The 21,957-nt window shown below is 53.3% G+C and carries 22 protein-coding genes; 20 read left to right on the top strand and 2 right to left on the bottom strand.

The window, feature by feature from the left end; all coding sequences use genetic code 11:
• The first annotated feature begins 44 nt into the window (after nt 1-44).
• The 3 genes from BM357_RS12770 (at nt 45) to BM357_RS12760 (ending at nt 3,037) form a co-directional block, all read left to right on the top strand.
• Nucleotides 45-719, top strand: a complete 675-nt coding sequence (locus tag BM357_RS12770) for a hypothetical protein (protein ID WP_074954036.1) — start codon at nt 45-47, stop codon at nt 717-719.
• Nucleotides 720-857: 138 nt separating this feature from the next.
• On the top strand, nt 858-1,484 hold the full coding sequence (locus BM357_RS12765) for a hypothetical protein (RefSeq protein WP_074954034.1): 627 nt from the start codon (nt 858-860) through the stop codon (nt 1,482-1,484).
• A gap of 89 nt (nt 1,485-1,573) precedes the next feature.
• Nucleotides 1,574-3,037, top strand: a complete 1,464-nt coding sequence (locus tag BM357_RS12760; protein WP_074954031.1) for an AAA family ATPase — start codon at nt 1,574-1,576, stop codon at nt 3,035-3,037.
• A gap of 46 nt (nt 3,038-3,083) precedes the next feature.
• Here BM357_RS12760 and BM357_RS12755 read toward each other — a convergent pair whose 3' ends face one another.
• Complete coding sequence (locus BM357_RS12755; protein ID WP_074954028.1) at nt 3,084-3,392, bottom strand: type II toxin-antitoxin system RelE/ParE family toxin; 309 nt, start codon at nt 3,390-3,392, stop codon at nt 3,084-3,086.
• Nucleotides 3,385-3,732, bottom strand: a complete 348-nt coding sequence (locus tag BM357_RS12750; RefSeq protein WP_074954025.1) for an AbrB/MazE/SpoVT family DNA-binding domain-containing protein — start codon at nt 3,730-3,732, stop codon at nt 3,385-3,387. Before BM357_RS12750 ends, BM357_RS12755 begins: the two co-directional genes overlap by 8 nt.
• Nucleotides 3,733-4,231: 499 nt before the next feature.
• On the opposite strand from BM357_RS12750, the gene BM357_RS19415 reads away from it, so the two are divergent.
• The 17 genes from BM357_RS19415 (at nt 4,232) to BM357_RS12665 (ending at nt 21,911) form a co-directional block, all read left to right on the top strand.
• Complete coding sequence (locus BM357_RS19415; RefSeq protein WP_139234715.1) at nt 4,232-4,807, top strand: hypothetical protein; 576 nt, start codon at nt 4,232-4,234, stop codon at nt 4,805-4,807.
• Nucleotides 4,808-4,892: 85 nt separating this feature from the next.
• Nucleotides 4,893-6,245 carry a hypothetical protein gene (locus BM357_RS12740; RefSeq protein ID WP_074954018.1) on the top strand — a complete coding sequence of 451 codons (1,353 nt, stop codon included), beginning with the start codon at nt 4,893-4,895 and terminating at the stop codon, nt 6,243-6,245.
• A gap of 128 nt (nt 6,246-6,373) precedes the next feature.
• On the top strand, nt 6,374-6,478 hold the full coding sequence (locus tag BM357_RS19410; RefSeq protein WP_074954015.1) for a putative holin-like toxin: 105 nt from the start codon (nt 6,374-6,376) through the stop codon (nt 6,476-6,478).
• A 285-nt stretch (nt 6,479-6,763) separates the two neighbouring features.
• On the top strand, nt 6,764-12,631 hold the full coding sequence (locus tag BM357_RS19405; RefSeq protein ID WP_139234714.1) for a hypothetical protein: 5,868 nt from the start codon (nt 6,764-6,766) through the stop codon (nt 12,629-12,631).
• A gap of 135 nt (nt 12,632-12,766) precedes the next feature.
• Nucleotides 12,767-13,423 carry an EAL domain-containing protein gene (locus BM357_RS12720; protein WP_074954006.1) on the top strand — a complete coding sequence of 219 codons (657 nt, stop codon included), beginning with the start codon at nt 12,767-12,769 and terminating at the stop codon, nt 13,421-13,423.
• A gap of 180 nt (nt 13,424-13,603) precedes the next feature.
• The gene (locus BM357_RS12715; RefSeq protein WP_139234713.1) at nt 13,604-14,731 is read left to right on the top strand and encodes a ParM/StbA family protein; all 1,128 of its coding nucleotides are present in this window, start codon (nt 13,604-13,606) and stop codon (nt 14,729-14,731) included.
• Between the two features lie 503 nt (nt 14,732-15,234).
• Nucleotides 15,235-15,957, top strand: a complete 723-nt coding sequence (locus tag BM357_RS12705) for a hypothetical protein (protein WP_074953997.1) — start codon at nt 15,235-15,237, stop codon at nt 15,955-15,957.
• A gap of 856 nt (nt 15,958-16,813) precedes the next feature.
• The gene (locus tag BM357_RS19400) at nt 16,814-17,332 is read left to right on the top strand and encodes a hypothetical protein (protein WP_139234712.1); all 519 of its coding nucleotides are present in this window, start codon (nt 16,814-16,816) and stop codon (nt 17,330-17,332) included.
• Between the two features lie 137 nt (nt 17,333-17,469).
• The gene (locus tag BM357_RS12695; RefSeq protein ID WP_074953992.1) at nt 17,470-17,913 is read left to right on the top strand and encodes a hypothetical protein; all 444 of its coding nucleotides are present in this window, start codon (nt 17,470-17,472) and stop codon (nt 17,911-17,913) included.
• Nucleotides 17,914-18,288: 375 nt separating this feature from the next.
• On the top strand, nt 18,289-18,804 hold the full coding sequence (locus BM357_RS12690; RefSeq protein ID WP_074953989.1) for a hypothetical protein: 516 nt from the start codon (nt 18,289-18,291) through the stop codon (nt 18,802-18,804).
• 86 nt (nt 18,805-18,890) lie between these two features.
• A complete protein-coding gene (locus BM357_RS19395; RefSeq protein WP_139234711.1) occupies nt 18,891-19,151 on the top strand; it encodes a V-type proton ATPase subunit F family protein in 261 nt (86 codons plus the stop codon).
• Nucleotides 19,152-19,194: 43 nt separating this feature from the next.
• Nucleotides 19,195-19,674 (top strand): hypothetical protein, encoded by a 480-nt coding sequence (locus tag BM357_RS12685; RefSeq protein ID WP_074953986.1) that lies wholly within the window; start codon nt 19,195-19,197, stop codon nt 19,672-19,674.
• A 137-nt stretch (nt 19,675-19,811) separates the two neighbouring features.
• Nucleotides 19,812-20,153, top strand: a complete 342-nt coding sequence (locus BM357_RS20735) for a DUF4406 domain-containing protein (protein WP_074953983.1) — start codon at nt 19,812-19,814, stop codon at nt 20,151-20,153.
• A 314-nt stretch (nt 20,154-20,467) separates the two neighbouring features.
• On the top strand, nt 20,468-20,764 hold the full coding sequence (locus BM357_RS20105; protein ID WP_074953980.1) for a 3D domain-containing protein: 297 nt from the start codon (nt 20,468-20,470) through the stop codon (nt 20,762-20,764).
• The gene (locus tag BM357_RS19390) at nt 20,761-20,985 is read left to right on the top strand and encodes a hypothetical protein (RefSeq protein ID WP_139234710.1); all 225 of its coding nucleotides are present in this window, start codon (nt 20,761-20,763) and stop codon (nt 20,983-20,985) included. Before BM357_RS20105 ends, BM357_RS19390 begins: the two co-directional genes overlap by 4 nt.
• Before the next feature lie 157 nt (nt 20,986-21,142).
• On the top strand, nt 21,143-21,478 hold the full coding sequence (locus BM357_RS12670; protein ID WP_074953977.1) for a hypothetical protein: 336 nt from the start codon (nt 21,143-21,145) through the stop codon (nt 21,476-21,478).
• Nucleotides 21,479-21,506: 28 nt separating this feature from the next.
• The gene (locus tag BM357_RS12665) at nt 21,507-21,911 is read left to right on the top strand and encodes a hypothetical protein (RefSeq protein ID WP_074953974.1); all 405 of its coding nucleotides are present in this window, start codon (nt 21,507-21,509) and stop codon (nt 21,909-21,911) included.
• Nucleotides 21,912-21,957 lie beyond the last annotated feature (46 nt).

Raw genomic sequence — 21,957 nt, 5'->3', positions numbered from 1 at the left:
CAAGGGTTAGGTGCCGCGCTGACATTGGCATCGGGGTGGGATCGATGGATGAACACAAACGAGTAGAGGGTGCTGAAACAACAGTCAGGGACATGTCGGACGGGTATATGTACGTATTCATGGACACGGATCGACAGGTCGAGATCCGTTCCGTGACACCACCGGAAGAATTGTTGCGGGTTATGGGCGTTGTCGCTGAATTTCTCGGATTCCGGTGGGATGAGTTGTCAATCGCGATCTATACACGAGCTCGAGAGGGGGAGGCCTGGCAACCGATACACGGGACCGACGTGACCGACTCGGTCTTATTTCCGTTGCCCTCCAAGGGCAATGTGAAAATGAAAGACAGTGACTATTACAACATCGGCCGCAAAATTCTGCAGAACTACGTGGTCATGCGTGAGTGGGCTGAGCGGCTGCGTGCGAATTCGGCTCTGGAGGAAACGACTCGGGCACTGGCTGATCTCGAGGCGAATTTGCGCACCATCGAAATGGTCGTTGAAGGCACTGAAATGCAACGGTTGTTCGACTACAAGTACAAGCAAGGACAAAAGCAGTATGTATGTGCCGCGAAGTTACATATGTCGCCACGGACGTTGAACCGTAAGCTCCACGCCATGGCGGTGTACATCGGCCGCATATTGCACGCAACTCTGAAACCGCGTAGATTGCAACAATTGATGCGCGTGCCGGACGAATGGCTCGGGAACATTAGCTGATACTGTCCGCGGCTCAGGTGTATACGCGGCGCCGTCGACATCAAAAGTTGGCGTAAAAATGGCGCGTATCTTTGGCTTGAGACATTTACGGTCGAGTGGAAGTGACATTCTGCATTGATTCCAAGGAGGGGACTTGAATTGCCGGGCAAGGCGGAATCAATACGGTACTATGTCATCACGAGTCCGCTGGACAATCAGGGGTTAATTCGTCATGGCCGGTTGAGCGAAGCCACACGCGTTGCTGTGGAAGTGTCAAGACATGCCCGCGGACTTCAGTTGCAAATCTGGGAAATGCCGGCCGGAAGGTTGGTGAAAATCGTGCAAGACGGACGGGAATTCGTGTCCATACAGACAACCTTGATCGACGATCATATGGAAATGGATCAGAACTTTGCCGCTAGTTTGGGGAAACTGTGGTGGCGTCACCTGGGACAACAGGCTCAACAGATCGCGATACTTCGTAGCAAGCTTTCGCTTACGGATGGACAGTTGAAGGCCTTGAAGGCAATGCAAAACGAGTTGGACAGTTACCTGCAAGCATTAGAGGTGCGACTGCATCCTCAAAGTTATGCTTTGTGCATGTGGAAACATGTGGAGCAGGCTGTGAATAAGAATAGAGGCTCGGAACTCCCTAACGAACTACGTCACTACGACCCGTCGTCCATTAACCGACGCCTTAGAAACGGATACATCGACACGGGTTATACCGCATACGACCAGGGTTGGACCTTGGTTAATGAGACTTCGCCGCGAGTTTCGTCATAAGCGAAAATTGGAACTGCACTGACGGGTAGGTGATGTACAACTCTGGTACTCTAGCATGTAGAAATAACCACGGAAGGAAGGTCAGGCCGATGAACGTGACGTTGCTGAAAATGCAGGTCGAGGTGTCTCTCGGCATCTTGTTTCTCTTGTCTATATTTCCAAGTGCTATCTATAGCCTTGGATTCTGGTACTTCGATTTTGGTCGCTACCTGCAGTTCTGGTGGCGCTTCGTGTGCCCCATTTGGCTGGCTTTCCTCATTTTCTACAACATTTTCTTTGCCGTCTTCACGGGGTGGCATCCACTGCATCTCCCGCCGTCATTGGGGATTGGTGGAACGTTGGAGGCGTACGGCCTGGCCTTCCTCGTTTGGGGGGTACTGAACTATCTCTCGATTGGCCCGACCCAGCTCTTCGCGCTCATCACCAAGTTCGAGATGTACACCCTGCTGTCCTGGCGCGCCGACCGGGATCCGGATCTCGGTGCCTGGATCGATAAGGAGTTCTCGCGCGCGAGGCGTCGCCGGGCCCTACTTGCTCGGGCTTTACATCTTCCTGCGGCTAGGGCTTCTACAAAGGGTAGGCTTGGATCTGGTCACGACCGAAGTGGGATGACCCGGCAATTCCAAGAGAGCATGCGTTGGCGTGAACAGTACCGGCCTGATCCTACTTCTTCGCAAATGGAGCAGCCGGAGAATGAAACAGCCAACGGTCGCGTCCGTTGGAGGGAGAAGGGTAAGCAATATCAGGCGAATCCCGACGCGCTTCGAAAGATCATCGGCATGCAAGACGTGGTTCAGGAGATCCGGGAGTCTATACTCTTGCCTCTGAAGAGCCGCGAACTCATGGAGCAATACGACGTTCCGGTCAGGGCAGGGATTCTATTGTACGGGCCGCCCGGAAACGGCAAGACTGCCCTCGCCCGGGCGGTCGCTGAAAGTCTCGGGCTGTATTTCATCTATGCGCGAGGCAGTGACCTGCAGGGCACCCTTGTCGGGGCCACGGAGCAGAACATCACTTCCTTATTTGAAGAAGCAAAACGACATGCTCCGGCGATCATCTTCATCGACGAGATCGACGCCATCGGGGGCAAACGGGGCGGCATGAACCCGTACCACGACAGCCAACTGAATCAGTTACTGGCGGAACTGGATGGATTCGAACAACGAGATCAGGTATTTGTGATTGCCGCCACCAACCGGATCGAGGCTCTCGATGAGGCGTTGGTTCGGCCGGGGCGCTTGGGAACGAAGATTTATGTGCCAAACCCAAGCGATGTGGACATCCGCGTGATGTGGTGGCGATGGACCAAACCCGTCAAGTTCTCGGCCGAATTCGGTGATGATTATTTGGTCCATATACCTGTGTTGTTCCAAGGTGCGAGCGGAGCTGAAGTGAACCAAGTCGCCGAAAACCTGCGTCGCAGGGCTGTGTTGGCCCGCCAAAGCGGTCAAGAGTTTGTGGCAACGCTTCAGGACGTGGTGCATGAAGTGGAGAAGGTACGCGGTCGGCCAGTGCCGCAGGAAGTGATTGATTTATTCCGGAAGTCCAGTTGACTGTCCCCCGGCTGTTGCCGGGGGATTTCACTGTAACCGGCTGCAACTACTGTTCTTTCCAAATACGCTTCAATTCCTCATAGAAATTTTCCCGCGTTCCAACGAGCAAAACTAGAACAAAAGGTTCGGTGTCTTCCTCTTCAACGACCGTATACGCGATGCGGTGTGCTCCATCCACATATCGAAACGTGACGGTAAAAAGGCCACTCAAATCACCGACTTTTGGGTCGCCCTCGTATGGGCTCTCACAGATGTCCCGCATCGCGTCCCGGTACTTGCAAAGAAGCGCCTTGTCTTTGATTTTCTTTAACACTCGCTTGGCTCTGGACGACAACTTGTACTGATATTCAGGCATCGCCGTTAATCAACTCTTCCATGAAGGCGTCTCCGTCCGGCTCCGAGCTTTCCAGTGCTTCCTTACGGGATTCTTCAACGAGTTTCTTCATTGCAGCAAGCATTCCCTCGCGGCGTCGTGCAAACTCCTTTTTGAGTTCCTCTCCGGTCAAACCTTCGTCGGCCAAATCATTAATGATTTCCTGTGTAAAGTCCATAGGATCTTCAACTCGAACCGGTTCCATCACCAATCTGCCGTCCTCAACGTAAGCACGCAGAACGCTTCCCATTCTTAGCTGATCAAAAAAGTCCTTCGGGATCGTTACTTGTCGCTTGCCAGTTATCCGCACATACTTTTCCACTTCAGTGTGCCTCCTTCCCCGCACACTGACAGGATACGCCAAAGTAGTCACGGCTATACGCCCTCCTTGTTTCCTTGATTCAAGGATACAATGAAGGACTGACTCCGTAAAGAGAAATGTGCGCAGAAATTGTTCCGATGATCCTTGCGTTGGGCAGTCGGTGCATGACGTCTGGGACAACCTATGTTGCGGTCGCATCGATTGGTGAGGGTCACCTGCCAAGGGCTATTCTGGTACTTCCGCCGACATCGTTGGACCGTGCCCGGGTGCAGAACGGTCTACACGAACGTAGTCGCAAAGGCCAATCGTAATTTGCATCGATCTTGCACTCGTTTGTCCGACGTTAGCGAGATACTCAACTTGAATTGTTGTGCCAAGCCCGAAGTAAGGTCGGGGAAGGTTGTAGGTTCCAGGGGAGGGGTACCCACTTTACGGGTAAAGCCAGGAGTGTCAATCGTCGAAGTCGCCTAGTAAAGTCCTGTAGAAGGAGGCATTCATCGTGCTTACTATTTCACGCAAGCATTTTGCAGTGGCGGGGATCGTAATTCTGTGTGCAGGCGCTGTTATGGCAATTGGTGTGAGTTGGAATAAGTATAAAGCTGCCCAACATGCAATTCCAGAATTTCGACCTCCGCAATCAGAACTTCCAAAGGATTTGTCGGCTCATTTGTCGTCGTATCAAACTCGTTTAAGAACCGCACCTGCTTTGCCAATACGGGAAGCCACGGAGGCCAGCGGGAAGACAGTTCAAATTCACGGAGACAACGTGCTGTTTATTGATCCTGTACAGGGGTATGCGATCAAACAATTAGCCGCGGTTTGGCCAGACCTCAAGAATAAGCCGGTTGTCGTGTGGACGAACTCGACACCTGAAGCGGCTCAAAAGGAATGGACTTATCAGGGATATCATGAAGATCCTCTGCCAGGTGCGATGGACCTTTTTACTACTACGTCGATACCTGTGCCGGACGCCTACCACGCGGAGGGTAATCAATGGAGGGAACTGCCTGGCGTACTCAAGGATGAAGAAGTGAGTGATTGGGTGAAGTTCTTTCAAGCCGATGTTAAGAAGTAGGCCAAAATGGGTCCAAAACATGAGGTATCGGTCGTTGCGACATGCGATGATGTAGTTGAACATTCTGCCGAAGGAGGCACTCGAAATGCGTAAACTGATAGCTCCCCTCAGCGCAAGCATGACTGCCTTGGCCGTGCTCACAACAATGGCACCTGGTGCACAGGCTGCCACGCAGTTCTCGCCCACACACATCTGGTTGAATGGGAAGGACATAACCGACCCGGTACACACAGCGGCGGTTGATCCATCGTCTAAGCAACCCACCACGTTCATGCCTATCTATTATGCGATGCAGGTGCTCAACAAGCTCGGTATCCAAAGTAGTTGGGACGGAACGCACTGGAACCTGACGGTCCCGTCCTCCATCACGCCGAACCTGGGCAATCCCGCCGCCAGTCCGAACCAAATGAGCATCTCCATCAATGGGACGGTTGTGCAGACCGCGCCGAAGCTGGTGGCCAAGGACCCTGCAAGTGGTCAGGATACGACGTTTATTCCGATCTGGTATCTGTCGCAGGTACTCAACCGATTGGGTATCACGTCCACCTGGGACGGGACGAACTGGCGCTTGACGCAGAGCAAACCCGTGACACAGCAGGACATGGCCAACGCGATGTGGCAGACGTTTGCGGGCGTCACTTGGGACATCCAATCCCATCCAAGCATGGCGGACGCGGGCGTGAGCCCGACGAGCGCTCCAGTGACTGCGGGAGACGTGGCAACCTGGTTGGCGAAGTGGGCTAGTAAGTCGAAAGGATTGATTGCAACATCCGGCCCGCAGAAAGGGCAGTGGATTCCCTATGATTTGAAGTACGAGGTGTCCAGTGATCCCTATACATGGGCGAGCATCAATGGACTCTTTCAGGACACCAGCGTGACAAGCCCGTCAAGCGTCATTAATTCAGCTGATGAGAGTACGGTGTTGAGCAATTTGCAGTGGTGGTTGACGGGAGACCGCGTGGTGAATGGGGTACATCACCTGCATGTACCGTTCTACAGCAATTATGGACTGTGGTTGACGTCGACCGCTCCCAAACCTCAAAGTCCTGGACAAAGCGGTGGTTTGGGGATCTCTGAAAGCGATTATCAGGCATACTTGGCAGATGAGACAAAGTATTACGATCAGGTAACCGCGACAGTGAAGGGAAACACCATCTATCTCACGTTACCTGATACCTCAAAGAGTTTTAGCAACATGGCGTGGCATATCGTGGACGGGCACTGGGTGTATGGAGGATGGCAAGCGAAGGACAATAGAGGCGGAAAGACACTTGAAATACCAAACGCGGGCACAGCTGGACCGACAATCAGTACAGGAACATTAAATCCGAGTATGTATCTTGAAGGTTTTCAAATTGTATACGCCAATGTTAATGGCGTTCCTGTATTTAATCAGCCTTATGATTGGGGCGAAGACCAGAATCCACCCAGCAAGTGAACAACGGAGGCTTTTGAAAAAGCAGTCACTCACTGGTGACTGCTTTTCGATTGTCTAACTTGTGATAGAATTTCAATCAGCACCACCTTGGGGGACCCCCTGCCCGTGTACGGGAGGGGGGTGAGGCCATGAGTGTAGCCAGTGCGCTGTCGTTAATGATCCAGTTTGGGTCATTCATCGTCGCGTTGCTGTCGCTCGTTTTGGCTCTGGTTCTTGCTTTGAGACGCAAGTAACCGCCCCCATAGGTTAGCGCCGGTGGGGCGGTTACTTGCCCGATCGATTTTACGGGCAGGGATAACGCTCAAGGCGTCGGTGCCCGAGAGTCGAAGGTCGCCGCCTTCGGCTCTCTTTTCATGTTTAGTGTAGCACAGCCGAAATATACGTCAAGGTTGCTCGTACGCCCCCCCTTTTCCAAGCGCTTTCAGCAAGCAGAAAGTTGGCACAAAAGTTGCGCGTTTTTGCGTTTGTTGCGTGTTACGGTCGAGCTGTTAACTTGGCCTTTCAACGGGGGAATTGGCATGCGAATGAACAAGCGGGGTGCGTGGACGCTGGCTGGAATCGGCCTCACCGCCTTGATAGGCAGTCTGTATTATTCGGGAGCCTACGCCTACACGGTCAACAATAACCTGTCCGCATACGGATACGTGGTGCAAACATCCGGCGGGTATGCCCTCATGGGCGGCGATGATGTCGAAGTGGATACAAATTTGTTTGGACCATTTCCGGCACTTAGAGGGCAAATCATCCACATCGCCCAAGAACAAGCGGACGCCGGAGACGGACAAGGCAGCTGGGGCGTCATGCTCGGTGACATGCAAGGGGCGAACGCGAACAACGGTTACCTGCTTATCGCCGATCCGTCCGAATCGCCCAATGTGCGGGATTGGGTAAACCGGCTTGGCGGGAACTTGGACTACGTTCTCAATTATCTTCAAACCCAAAATCAGCAGATTCAAACCAAGGACGATTACAACCACACCTCCTACACCTACGTTCCGTTTTCGAACGTCGTCAATCAGAGCGGAGCCGTTTTTGACCCGCAGACGGTCAGTGGGCCAATCGGAACATATACGGACCAGTCGACCGGCCAGACGTACCCGGAGTACCTGTACACCTATCACATCAAACCGTCCGCGCCTCCGACGGCCTACTCCGTCACCGTGGTCGATGCCAACACGAACCAGAGCGGCACGGTGAAGCAGGGCGATCAGATGAACTTCACGGTGTCGTCCAATGTGCCGTTGTGGAACAGTCTGGCGACTCACCACTATGTCTCGATCCAGGCGGTGAATCAGTCGAACGGGCAATCCGTGTGGCTGGTGGGGAGCGGGACGGACAAGGAACAGATGCAACCCGAGGATGGTTCGCAGGGGTCTTTTCCAGACAAGATTTCGTCGATCTCGTCTTCGTCGCTGCAGCCCGGGACCTACACGATCCGAGCTTGGGTTGCTGACGGCGTGGATCGGGTGAGCAATGCGGTCACGACGACGCTCACAGTTACACCAGGAGCGCCGGGCCCCTACATCACGTTGACGGCGAATCCTACCAACTTAGATACCGGCGACTCATCTACGCTGACAGCCACAGCCGTCAATGCGCCGTCTGGATCAGACACGATCAAAATCATCGACCAATCGGGGAAGTCTACCCTCGGAGGACAGAATACCTACACCGCCAACAGTTCCACGTCGGCCACGACAACGGCAACGGACAATAATGCGGAGACTGTGAATTATGTGGCGGAGCTGCTCTCCCCAAGTGGCTCTGTTCTTGCCACGTCCAATGTCGTATCTGTCACCTGGAACGCACCGCAGGGTTCGTGCCCGTCCCAGTTTGTAGATGTGAACCAAGGGACAATCAATAGCACTTCGGACACGATAACGATCATCAACAGAACGTCCGATCCACTGAACTTTTCGACGGATAATCCATCTGTGAAGTTGTCCCAAACGTCGGCCGACGCAGGCATGAGTGCCATAATTACAGCGACATTCAGTGGCGGAGTAGATTCTGCCACGCTCATCATTACAGACGCTACCACTAATTGCACACAGACATACCCGATTTACGATTCGAACTATACGCCGCCAACCTCCTCTGAAATAACACTTTCTGCGGATCCTACGACCTTGGAGATTGGTGGCTCAACCGCGCTTACAGCGACCGTGGACAAGGTTAAACCGGGCGCTTTTGTAACTATTTACAATCAGACAACTGGCCAATATGTAGGCATTGGGGCATATGAAAAGAATTACTCCTTACCGCCATATTGGACCGTAACGATGACGGGTGTGGACAATGGCGTAGTGACTTACTCGGGGACGTACTCAACTTCCTATGCGAGCAACACGGCAGGATCACAGACGTTTGTTGCCTATGAATGGGATGCAGGGGTCTCGACTGTTGGGCCTCCAACAGCGAAATCGCAACCGGTGACCGTCACGTGGGTTAAACCAACGATCACGCTGAGTGCCAATCCGACAAGTGTGTTCACAGGTCAGCCCTCGCAGATCAGTTATAGCACCGTGGGTTTTGCGAGCGGGGACTACGTGACCATCATGGGTTCCGGCGGGCAGCACATGTGGACTGAGCTCAAGGATACCAATGCGTCTGACTCGTTCACGGAGATAGAGAATCCGGTAGATGGCGGTACGACGACCGTGCAATATACCGCCAACCTGTACAACAGTTCGGGGACGTTGCTGTCTACATCCTCCGTCACGGTGAAGTGGCTTGCGCCCACAATTACGATGAGCGCAAATCCGGTGAATAACGTGCCAGGCCAGACATCGACCATTTCATACTCGGTTAATGTGGCTCTTCCGCCCGACTATACAGTGGAGATCACACCGAACGGAAACGGGGCGGACATGTGGAGTGCGTCCGGACTCACGTCGCAAACAGGTACGTATCCGGAGACTGAGCATCCTGCCGCTGGCCAAACGATCACAGTTAACTATACTGCCACCATTCTTGATCCGTCGGGCAATCCCATGGCTACAGGTGGTACGTCCGTGTCATGGGCAAACCCTTGGACAGGAGCGATCAGTCTTTCAGCAAATCCCAAATACCTTGCCACGGGCGACAGTACGACGCTGACAGCAACCACAACGCAGGCCATTCCGTTTGGATGGAACCTCGTGATCATGGACCAAACGACGGGGCAAATAGTATCTTCGTCGGGTTCTGCACCCGAAACAACTCAATACGCTTCGTTTACACCAGAAACGGACACGTTCATCGCGTTCCTGAATGATGGCTTTGAGCAGGTCGGGAACCCGTCGAACACACAGACTGTCGTTTGGAGTCAACTTTCGCTTGGAGCCGATCCGTTGCAACTTCCTGCGGGGCAGGCCACGACATTGACAGTCACCGGGCAGAACGTACCCAATGGGGATTATCTGGTGATTTATAACCAAACCACCGGGCAGGAAGTAGGATACAGCTTATCAACCCCGTACAGCGTGCAGGTTTCGGAGTCAATACCGCGGACGGACACGTTTGTGGCTTATATCTCGTCGAATTCCGGTACGTCGGGTGCTTTGATCAGCAGCAACACGGTCTCTGTGGATTGGTATGGGATCACATTGACTGCGAATCCCACGCAGCTGCCAATCAACAACACATCGGTGCTGACGGCTACAGCAGCGAATCTGCCTTCCGGGTATGTGATCGACATTGTGGATCAGACGACGGGGCAGACCATCGCCACCGGCCAGCCAGGGCAGACTGTGCTTAACGCATTGCAAACCAAGAATCAGGTGGAGACAGATACGTATGTCGCCCGGGTGGTCCAACCTGGGAATCCGCAAATACCAGGATTGAGTGGGGCCGCTTTTTACACTGAGCTTGTCTATGGATACAATTCCACAAGTCGTCAACTTGAAGTATTCAATACTTCAACTGGGACACTAACGCCTATTGCAACACCGTCATATGTCCAGGGGTATCCAAACACAGTCGGTATTCCAAATAACGGCGTTGTTTGGGTTCAATCATCGGATGGAATTGCATCATATAAGATTGCTACAGGGGCTTGGACCGACTATCCTTCTCCCGTTGGGAGCGCGGTACCGAATGGATACAATTCCTTAACAAACAGCATTATCGCGTACAACTCCAGCGGCCAATTTGCGGTATTGAATTTATCAACGGGTCTTTGGTCCAGTCCAGTTGATCATCCACCATTTGGTGATGGTCATATGGCAGGTTTCACTTATTACCCGCCTTTGAATTTGGTTTATGAATCAGTTCACGCTAGTCATCAAGGAGACTCCGTGGACAATGATCTCTATGTGTATTCATTCACCACGAAGACTTGGACGCCTATTGGCAATGCTGGTGGTCACGGGGATATTGGTTGGTTGATCTATGACCCTGCAAATCAGGATGTTCTATTTGAGGGCGGTGTCAATTTATACAACCCTTATTGGATATTGTGGGATCCAAGACAATCTCCGTCGTCCCCTTACAATGATATCAGTACCAATCAGGCTTGGTATGAGTATCAGTCGCCCTCTGTTGTGGATACTGTATCTGGGAATCTATATGTCAACGGAATTCAGGCTTCAGGTTTCTATTCCAACTTTAATTCATTAGAGTTCACACCATCCGGTCAACTATGGTCATTGCCGGTGGACATGTTAGATATTGCGTATGATCCATATTCCAATGGGTTAATTGGGTACTATGTGCCACCGAACTATAGTCCGTGGAATCAGTCAAATCCTCCTATAGTTCTCTCGGAGTATTCTCTTTCGTCGGGCACGGTTACTCCTTTTCCGGGAAACTTGACGCCCGGAAGCGGGTTTATACCTCTAACAGTGACGCGGACGGTGTCAAACGACTTTGCCTTCTGGACATTCCAGAATGCACCGAGTTACGTCCCGACATCGGTGTTCACTCAACAAGCGCAAGCCGGTAGCTACGGTGGTTCAATTTGGGTATCAAATTCGACGTCACAGCCGAACGGAACAGTCTTTTTCCAATCAACGTTTAGCTTGTCGCAAACACAGTCGATCACGCTTTCTGTGCCCTACGTTAATGACTATGCTCAGGTTTACGTGGACGGTCAGCCGGTCATGCAAAGTGGTAACTCTGGGGGTGTCGGGGGCAGTATACCCAACACATCCAGTGCCACGATCACTCTGCCCGCCGGACGGCACCAGGTCATTATTGAGGCCATGAACAATAACGGATTTGCCAGTACAAGCAACAATTCTGCCGGAGTGAGCTTGACTGTTACATCCGGTGGACAAACCATACTATCCACGTCTAACCCGTCGGGATGGACAACTACTGGATATGTGTTGCAGCTTCCAAACGGCTGGTTTTCCGGTGCGGTCGGCACCTGGAACTGGACGGAATACGTGTTGCAGGAAAACCCAAGTCAGCCGATCTACCAACAACAGTCGTATACGGTGACTACGCCGGCGCAGAACGTCTCTGCTACATCGTCGCCAGTGTCCGTAACGTGGTTCAACAACGTCACGCCACCCGACAATTTCACACTGCAAGCTTTACCGGAGAATGTCACATATCCTGCTCAGACGCAGTTCAAGGTGACCTTCGTCCAAACGGATGCTGACTTCGTGAATCAGAGTCTTGGCGGTTCTGCTACAGTGGACATCCGGATTGTCCAGACGTGGCAAAAGGCCGTCTCCACGACATGGAAGCCGAACTCGGACGGCCTAAGCATTTCGGTCCCATACAGTCCGGTACCCGGGACATCGCTTCAGTACATTGCTCTACTGGTAGACAAACAAGGCGTGGTATTGGCAGCAAGCAATCAAGTGACGGTGACGGATACCGGACAAGGCAGGGTAGGGGATTCGTACTCCACGATCAGCTGTGATCCAAGTGGAGATGGCACGGAGATTTACGAGACCTATACGAACGGTGAACTGACCGATACAAAAAGGGTGCCACTTACCATCACTAATCTCGAAGTGGACGGGATTTTCAACCCGACAGATCAACTGACGCAGCAGTATCCAGGAAACCAGGTGCACCTACCTGTGACCAATGAGATGCTCGGGTACGCACCTATCCCGCTTCGAGTGCAAGCACCATTCGCCTTTGCGGTGAAGTTCCCGGACGCACAACCCACCAAGGTGGAGGCGGTGTTTTCGGTCAACGGCGGAGCCAGTGTAGGCACAGTAGACGCGCAGGGCGATACCTCATGGACGGTGGAAATGCACCCGGCGTCCAATCTGCCGCAGTTCTGGCAGGGAGAGACCATCATGCCGAAACTCCCTGACGGGGTACACATCAGTGTCACCATCAAAGCCTATGACGATTGTGGCGAGAATGACCTCGTTAACAACGACTTTCTCGTGACAGCAGATCGACCTCAGTGGTATTTCGTCCAACCTTCGCAGCCGTAACACCTGCATATTCGTGGGGGCCCCGCTTCAAACGCGGGGCTTTTTTACGTCCGCGACACTACTGAAATTGCACCGTTTTTGCGCCCTCTGGTCTCTTCACATCCTCGACAATGAAGAGGCAGAGGGGGTGCCCCGTTGGACATTGTCTATCAACCCATTTTCGATCTACACAATGGTTGCATCTTCGGATATGAAGCCCTGTTGCGTCCAGCACATGGCTCACCGTTAGAGGCAATCGAGACGGCCCGTCGAGAGAAACGAATCGTGGCTCTGGACCGCTGGATCATGTTCCAGGCTTCTGTCCAAGCGGCCACATGGTTGGAACGAGACCAACTGCTGTTTCTAAATGCGGAGCCAGTGACCGTTACCGATCCGAGTACATGGGAGCCGTGGCCACTTGCGTTGCCACCGGAGCGGGTTGTGATTGAGTTGACCGAGCGAGACGTTTTAGTGGGTCTTGATATCAGTCCATTGAAAGCCCAAGGTGTTCGTCTGGCGCTGGATGACTTTGGGACTGGCCATAGTAATGTGGAGGCCCTGAGTTGGATACGCCCGCAGTTTGTTAAACTCGATCGTCAATTCTGGACTCAGTGTGGAGAAGTAAAGGCACTTACTCAGACCGTGAAACGACCTGATTTTTGTTTGCTGGCTGAAGGCGTTGAGACTGCTGAGGATCTTGAATTTGTTCGGCGCTTACCCGTGCGTTACGTACAGGGGTTTTATCTCGGTCGACCGATGCCGGCAGATAACCTCAGACGAGAGGCAAGTCCGGTACGACTGGGAGTTTTATGAGGGGAGTGCTTCACCATGGGACGTCAGTTACTGGGCAGCCTCGTTTCGTTGCTTATTGTCGGGGCGGTGGCCTTTGCGGTCGGATTCTTTTTAGGCTTTACCAGCAATTGATCGTCAGGCGGATAGCCGTCCGTGTTGCGTTATAAGGTACTTCGGCCGAAGAGAAAGGAGCACATGAAGATGAAACCAATCGGAATTGATCTGGGCAACGGAGCCGTCAAGGTACGTTTTGGTAGTACGAGGCTGATGATCCCCAACGTCATAGCGATTGGTGGCATGCAGCCTGAGTACGGAGAGATTGCAGATCCACTGGATGCTCTCAATGTGATCGTGGATTCCTCGCTTGTAGGGGATGCAAGGCACTGGTACGTCGGCCGATTGGCTGCTACACAGGGCACAATGGCCCGGTACATGCTGCCAACGGATCACAAGACACTCAGCCAACAATCTGCGATTGTGTACCTCGTGGGCCTGGCTGCGGCGGTTGTACAGCATGAAGTAGAGGCAAATGGTTCGCCACGACGGGAGTTGGAGGCTGATTTGTACGCCGTCTCGGGGGCCAGTCTGGTGGAGTCCTTTCAGAAGGGGTCTCGCCGGCGATTTGAGGACAAGTTGCGTGGGGAGCATTGGGTGACGTTTCAGGATCCATCGCCGTGGGCCGGTGTATCCGTGCACCTGCGCGTTTATCCGAGGGTGCACCTCGAGGGCCACACGGCGTATGTGTGGTTGATGCGAAACATCCCCAGCATTGCGACCACGCTATCGACCAAGCCTCTGATTGGGTTGGCGGAAGTTGGCGAGTTAAGCACTGAGTTTCCTGTCTTCCGTGGGGTGAATATTGACCCCGCGCTGTCCAGCGGAGCCCAGTTCGGTACCGCGAGCGTGATGGATGAATTGTTACTGCGGATTCGAGAGTTCACCCAGGTTCCGACGGCGTTTGTGGGTGGACGCATGGAGCTGGAACGCTTCCTGGAACAAGGACGAGACACGGTATCACTCATGGGTCGCACGTACAGTCTGCGTCCATTGATCGAGGAACACCTGGCGGCAGCGGCGCACAGCCTCTATGCCTTGATCCGCGAGAAATGGCAGCGCGTGCCGAACATCGAGCAGTTCTGGGTCATCGGCGGCGGGGCCGCTCTGTTCCATTCCTATCTGCAACAGAAGGCACAACGGGATCACGTGATGCTGAACTTCCTTAATGACCTAAGCGAATCCCGTTGGCTCAACGCGGAGGGGATGTACCTGATCGCCGAGCAAGCCATGAAGAGAGAGTTCCCCGAGTTGATGCAGCATGCACAAGCGTGAGCTGACGTATCAGAGCCGGTTCGCGGTTCGAATTCCGGCAGACATAGATCCTGATTTCTTGAGCTGGCTGAACCGGCAGTACCAAGGATACGGGTTTCAGCGGATTGTGTTGGTGGCGTTGGAACGTCTGTACAGGGACCTGCAAGGGGCCGACTGTCATTGGAATCGGTCTTTGATTGTGAAGCCCATGGTCCAAGCGGCCCCAAGCGTGGGGAGTGCTGTGACTGCGACCGAATCGTCAACTCCGATTCACCAGATTCAGCCGGCTCCTACGGAGATCGCTATGCCACGTCAGAGTCCCGAGAGCAACGAGGAGGAAGTCTGGGGTAACGTGTTTGAAATGTTTGATGATCCATGAGCCCAGCAATGTCTGACAACGTCCGACAATGTCTGACCAAGATGTCCGACAAAGTTCGACAGTGTCAGACGCGCCTGGCTCAAACGTTGGAAGAGCGTCGTTCAGGGGTGATAAGGACGTGTCACGAGGGCCTGAGAATGTCCGATTGGTTAATGAACAACTGAATGAAGTGCAGGATGCGATAGAGCAACTGAGAGACTGGATCCGAGAGCGACGTGCTTTTGATCCCGAGCAGACTAAAAGACTTCTGAACATGTCGGCCAAACTGATGGAATCCGAGACAAAGAGTTCTGGAGACGCCTCCAAAGCGGGGTTCCCTGATGTTCTCGTCGACAACTTGGCATTCCGATTGCGTGGTTTGAGGGACGCCCTGAACCGAATAATCGCGACTTCCATCGTCCGAGGGATTGAGGAAAACGCAAAGACACCTCTGGATTTCGGAATCACGGTGGACTGGCTGGAAAACGGGTTCACCATTCACATGCCTTATTCCATGGTCAGCATGAGTGATTGGTTCCTCGTTCGGAGCAAAAGGATTTCCGGCCTGCAAAGTTTGAATACCGTGCGAGACGCGTGGGGTTCCCTGATACGCTCACTGGAGCGTGAGAGACCTGCGCACATGAAGTCCCCGTTTTGGCGGGTGGCTGTTCGGGTGGACATTTTTGTGGAGCACCCTGAACCTCTCGACCCGGATCATTTTTGGATTCGCCCCATCCTCGACGCTTTGGTGAACCGGCGTTTCCTGGTGGATGATGATGCAGAACACATTATATTTATGCTGCACTATCACATGCGTCAGGAAGCCCCGCGTGTGTCCATCACAGTCCGAGCGATGGATGGTGTTGAACGAGATGAGACGTTGCCATGAACTCCAACGGAACATGGTTTATGGGCCATAAAAAATATGGAGAGTCCACATGGTGGTAACTTTCCATGAAATTTCGATGGCAAAAATACAGGGATAATCCGCGTAATGACAGCGAAAACCCCATCTACTATTGGCTTGAACTCTCCAAAACAGAAGCCCGAGGTAGCGGGGTGCAACAATTTGTTGGACCCCGCTACAACCGTAGGAGGCACATTGAAACAGGAGGATGAGAAGAGACGTGACGGCACGAACGTTGCAATTGAGGCCGGCCGCCATGCGACCGCAAACACTGGCGAAGGCTCAGGAGATGATGCGAGCTTTATACATGCACCAGAGGCTGACGGTGGATCAGTTGCGGGACTTGACCGGTGTGGGCAGCTTGAATACAGTCACGCGCATTCTGGATCGCACGGGATACACGGGGCGGCGCCATCATTCCGGCATACGCCTGTACCGAGGAGGCCGTTGGAGAGAAACTCACCATGTTGATGTGCTGCACCTCAATCCCCATGGGGTAGCCGAGATAGAAGAAGTCCTCGGTGTGAACGGATGGGGCTACGCGGATAGACCCAACCACATGGCACCAAACAACTTACTGAGGGCACTTCAAATGGCGGACGTAATGGCAGCCGCACATCGGGTCGGCGGAACGGATCTCCAATGGGAGAGTGTCTTGTATTGGCTGGGCCGACATCGAGCCTGGGAACCCGCACAGGATGCTGACACATCCCAAGCGAGGGAACTCAAAGGGGCTTGGCGGCACAGGCCGGCTGCGTCCGGATTCATCCGTCGGTGCAGCGGAAAGGATCTCTGCGTCGGTCTGTATCTCAAGTCGGCGCGAGGATACGCCAACTACGTGCGCAGAGCCTTCCCTGAAAAGCTGCTCGATCACTTTGAACCGGTGTTGTTCCTTGGGCTCGACAGCTACGAACGGTTTTTCCCGATGGCCATGCAGACCCTGTACGGGGCGTACCAGAACCTCATGATCCTGCCCTACGAATACAGCCTGGACCACCCGACATGGATGAACGCCGCGCTCCACGGAGACAACACAGCGGTGATGCAGCCCATGTTTCAGCGCCTCCAAGCGAAAGGGTGGAACGTACAGGAGCTGCACCACCACCAGATTCCTTTTCGATGGGTGATGTTCAACGACAGCACAACGCTGCACGTGGACACCACGTACGGCACCACTTTGGGTCACATGGCGTCTCTCATCACCATGCCGGCGAACGCGGCTCGTGGCGTCGTACGACGGGTCGTATTCGTGGTCAGCGAAGAGGAAAAACAGACTCTTGAAAAGTGGAGGAGTATGCGCGGGAACTACGCACCCATTGAATTCCGGGTTATCAACTGGTCTGAATCAACGAGCTGAACTCTGATGCCAGAGGTTACACACGTTTGAGACACCCCCGTACGTCTTCGAGAAACAGGTGATTGCAGGAAAAACGAGAAAATAACAAATAACCGGAAAGGATTGCACGTGAATAACGGCACGAAAGGGGATCCTCGATGAGCTATTTACATGACGCTCAACGTATTCCAGACGTCGAAAAATTCATCGCTGTGAATCCGGAGCTTGAACCTGCGGTGTCTGTGGACTATTTCCTGTCTGTTGTACGCAAGGGATCACGTGTCGACGTTGCAATTGACCCCGGTTTAACCGACGAGAAAACTTATACGGTCGAGTTCGTCAAAGTCGAAAGCGCTGTCCACGGCGCCGTCGTCTTCCTCGCGCTTCGTGCCGAAGACGGAAGTCACATCGTGATTTCGTTCCCGGATGTGGTCTTGATTACCGAGAGCCCACTGCCTCAAAAGGGGCACAAGTTCTATTTCTACTGTCTGAACCGGGAAGATTTCTTCGCTGCTTTGGAGGAATCACGTCTCCCCGAGCACGCGCGCAGCGAACAGCCGCACAAATGCAGCACAGTGTATCGCCTGTATGTACGGGATTGACCTCATGCTTAAGCGCATGAGTGTCGGATCCCCCGTTACCCACGAGCAGGATGGCGCAGGAACTGCAGCATGCCAGGACGGTTCCTGCGCCGCTATCTTAAGGACACGTTTACCGAGGAAACCTCGTCCCCGCCACTCCCACACCAGGTACAGATTACGCCTCACGACATACCCCTCCGGCTTCGACACGCTCGACATCATAAGTCTTCGGTGACGACAAAGAACACCCATCTGATCCCCTCTCCGGTTAGCCAGTCTCCGCACACAGCACATCGGTCGACAACAGTGGCAAATCAATACTTGCCTCAAAAGTGCATGTTTCAGACCTCCAAATGTACCACAATGGGGATTGCAGGTATGAAGGAGGCATCGACCATGCCGGAACGAGGAACGTGCATTATTGCATTCGGTGACACGCAGTCTGGAAAAAGTGTTTGGGTCAACACGCACCTGGAGGAGGTGAAAAATCAGTGGTTTGGGACAGAGAACATCCGATCTTGGGATGGCTACGCGTTAAACGGGTTCGACTTATCGTCAATACTGACCGAGGATTATCGTTCCTCAACGACAATTGTGGTTGACCACCCGTACACCGAAGAGCATTGGAGTACGCTGCTTGCCGAGATCCCCCGAATGAAAGACAAAGGGGTGCACGTTCTTCTGGTAACCCAAGCGGATACGGGACGGATGTCAAGACTGATGCTCCTGGCAGAATGGTGGATGTTCTTTCGGATCAATCAGGCTTCAAAGGTGTTTACTGACCCTGCTATCCGAGAGATATGTCCGTTACACGCGTATGTCGTTAATGAATTGCCCCATCTTCCAACGGGGGAATTCAAAGTTGTGGCGAATCCGAAGGCTCATCGTCCGAGAGACTACACATTCGCATGAGGTGAAGACAAATCTGCCGAATTCCCAAGACGGGAAGAGTCAACACACCTATGGAACGATCACAACGGGGATTGGAGGTGAGCCTAATGAAAACGAACTTGACCAGAACTCAACCGCCACAAGGCCAGGGCTTTTGCCCCGGGGATAAGGAAACGTCACTTCCCTTTTCTATTCTTGCATGGGATACTGACGGATTACACTGTTACAGTGCTCCGACACACAAAGAGGCAAGAGAGGCGGCGAAACGTCTGTCGATTAATGAAAAGTTTGCAATCGTTCTCAAAATGAACAATGGCATACCGCAGACCATCGAAAACGTCTATCGAAATGGAGAATCAGAACTTTAACACTGTCCGAAAGACTACACATTCGCGTGAGGTGAAGACAAAGATGCCCAATGTCCATGATGCGGTGAGGATCAATCCATTCGCAAGCGGAAGGCTAGACGATATCATCACGCAGGTGCAAGCTCTATTGCACGAAAAGACTGGTGCACAGGATGAGTTTTTGACGATGGAGCAAGACAATCTTGTACGCACTGTCCTCGAGGTACAAGTTCCTCTCTGGCCGGAAACAGGATTAGCCCAATTTGCGAACCTGGTTGCCGAACCAAGGGAATTTCGCGGAATCTGTGTAAGTGTTGTGAACTGCATTCATCCAGAATTCAACGTTGACAATAGCCTACGATTCGAGAACAACAGTAACGAATCGAAACGACTTTACATTGCAGCAGCTCTCGCGCAGATGAACCCCGACTTGCGCAGAAGGGTCGTATCTGCAGCCAAAACGTTTCTTGAACACACACGTACGGAGCAGCAACTCGGTCTCGCCAAAATAATCGGGAAGGGAATCAGTTTGACATTGTCCTAAACATCCGGCCACCCCTCATTAAGTCCGCTTCTCTTCGTCAAATACCGAGGAGGAGCGGACTATTTTGAATTGCGCCAATTATGCACGGTACGCTCCCCGGCAGTGTGAGACGATCACACCGAGGAGTGTGATGATCTGTGCGAGTCTACCTCTGTGGGCCCATGTCAGGGCTTCCTAACCTCAATCGAGAACAATTTCTCGCGGCCGCCAACGATCTTCGTGATCTTGGCTTGGACGTCTACAATCCCGCCGAACAACGCGCACCCGAAGATCCATGGGCCTTGTATATGCGACAAAACATCCGTGAACTGATGTCCTGCCAAGCGGTTGCACTTCTCCCGGGCTGGGAATTTTCTCGCGGCGCAAGAATTAAAACCTTCCTAGCCACGACTGTAGACATCCCTTTGTACACGTGGAAGGACATCAGGGGGTTACCGCTTGACGCCGACCGCATTGGCCGCGTCGGTGATGCTCGATGATCCGTCTACGAACCAGCGTGCGCGTGCTGTCCACGTCAGTGCTTTCGGCCGTCGGACTGCTTCCGCCTATCCCAAGCGCTCAAACACCGTCTCCCGTACCAGCACATGCGCCGCCTCCGGTCCAAGCGCACTGGATTGAGTGTAGCCAAGCAACCGACGATACCAGGGCGACCAAAACCACACAGTTCAAACCGTGGACGACATCACTTCCGGAGTTGTCTTCCCGAGCTACCGGAATGACAGACCTCGAAATGAGACGTGACAATGAATCAGAGGTGGATGTTGCCGGCCGGCCACAGTTTCGTTGGATGCCCATGGTTGCCACATGGTACGACGCTGCCGGTGGAATCAACGGAAACGGCATTACGGCCACGGGTACACCGGTGAAAGCAGGCGTGACCGTCGCGGTGGACCCGAATGTGATTCCTTTGGGCTCTCGGGTTCAAGTACGGTTCGCCGACGGGACCGAGCACATCTACGTCGCGCAAGACACCGGCGGAGCCATCGTCGGAAATCGCTTGGACATATACGACCCAGACCGGGTACGGTGCATGAAAAACGGCGTGCAGACCGTGCAGGTTCGTGTTTTGACGGAGGGTGAGCAACGGTGATTTCTTTGGATTCGCAGCGGAAATTCACTCGCGTGGTGGAGGAATACGCGCGTGAAACGGAACAGTCGGTTCGCTCCGTGGTCCTGTGGTTATCCAAACGCCCAGTGGATGTCTCAGCTGCCCTGCTTGGACTCGGCGGGCTCAACGGAGAAGCGGTATCCAAAACAACATTGAAAGACTTCCAATCATGGTTGAGCGAAATGGTTCGTATGAAACGTTGAAACAGGCCCCCGACACGGGGGCTCTTTTTTATCCGTGCTCCAAAACGCTGAAATGGAGCCCAATAATTCAACGTTCCAGCCGAGGATGAACCTGCATCGATTCTGCATTTTTTCAACGTCAACTTCTGGAATGCTGGATGAAGGAGGTGAAACATCCTTGGGGGCGCAAACCAACAGCACGGACCCGTCCCAAATCGGCCTAAATACCCTGTCTAGCATGGGAATTCACCCAGTCAGTATGGGGGGGATGATGGGCAAAATCAACACCGCAATTGCAACGGTGTATCAGGGCGTTTCGTCGTTTGCTCTGACGTACGGCGGAATGTTCCTCGTGATCGCCGGGTTGGCATGGCTAATCGGGTGGAAATTTCACTCACCCACGCTGGCGGGTTGGGCCAAACGAGTGGTGACGGGGGTGTTCGTCGCCGAGATCATCATTGTGCTTCTGCCCCAGGTCTACTTCAGTTTTCTGGCTTTCCTCAGTCACATGTAACCAGAAAGGACATGGGAGGGAGGTTGCATTGAAGCACCTCGTAAGGATCCTAAAGCGCCTGCCAGGCATTCGGGTAGCCATCACCTGGCTGACAATGATGACCATTACGTCTCTTTCTACCCAGGCAGTCTTTGCAGACAGCACCACGGACGCCTTTAACCAAGTGGTGGGCAAGACCGTGACGCAGTCCGTCATCGTTGGCTACATCAAGGACGCTGCGATGGGAATATTCGGCATTATCGCCGCGGCCGCTGCGGGCTTTGGTCTGGTGTTCATTGCTCTCGGCGGAATTTCCTTGATCCACGGTGGTGCGACGAGAAAGCAAGAGGGGATGGAAAAAATCCGAAACGGTGCTATCGGCATCGTGGTGTGCCTGGCATCCTCAACTCTCGTCGCGTTGGCTGCCTGGATCGCGAGCTTCTTTGGTGCGTAAGGACCAACAACAGGGGGAGTGAACAGTGGAAGAGGGATATATCGAA

Source organism: Paenalicyclobacillus macrosporangiidus (assembly GCF_900116805.1).
In the GTDB taxonomy this organism is placed as follows: domain Bacteria; phylum Bacillota; class Bacilli; order Alicyclobacillales; family Alicyclobacillaceae; genus Alicyclobacillus_H; species Alicyclobacillus_H macrosporangiidus.
The sequence above is the reverse complement of the archived record's forward strand: the minus strand, read 5'-3'. Positions and strand labels throughout refer to the sequence as shown.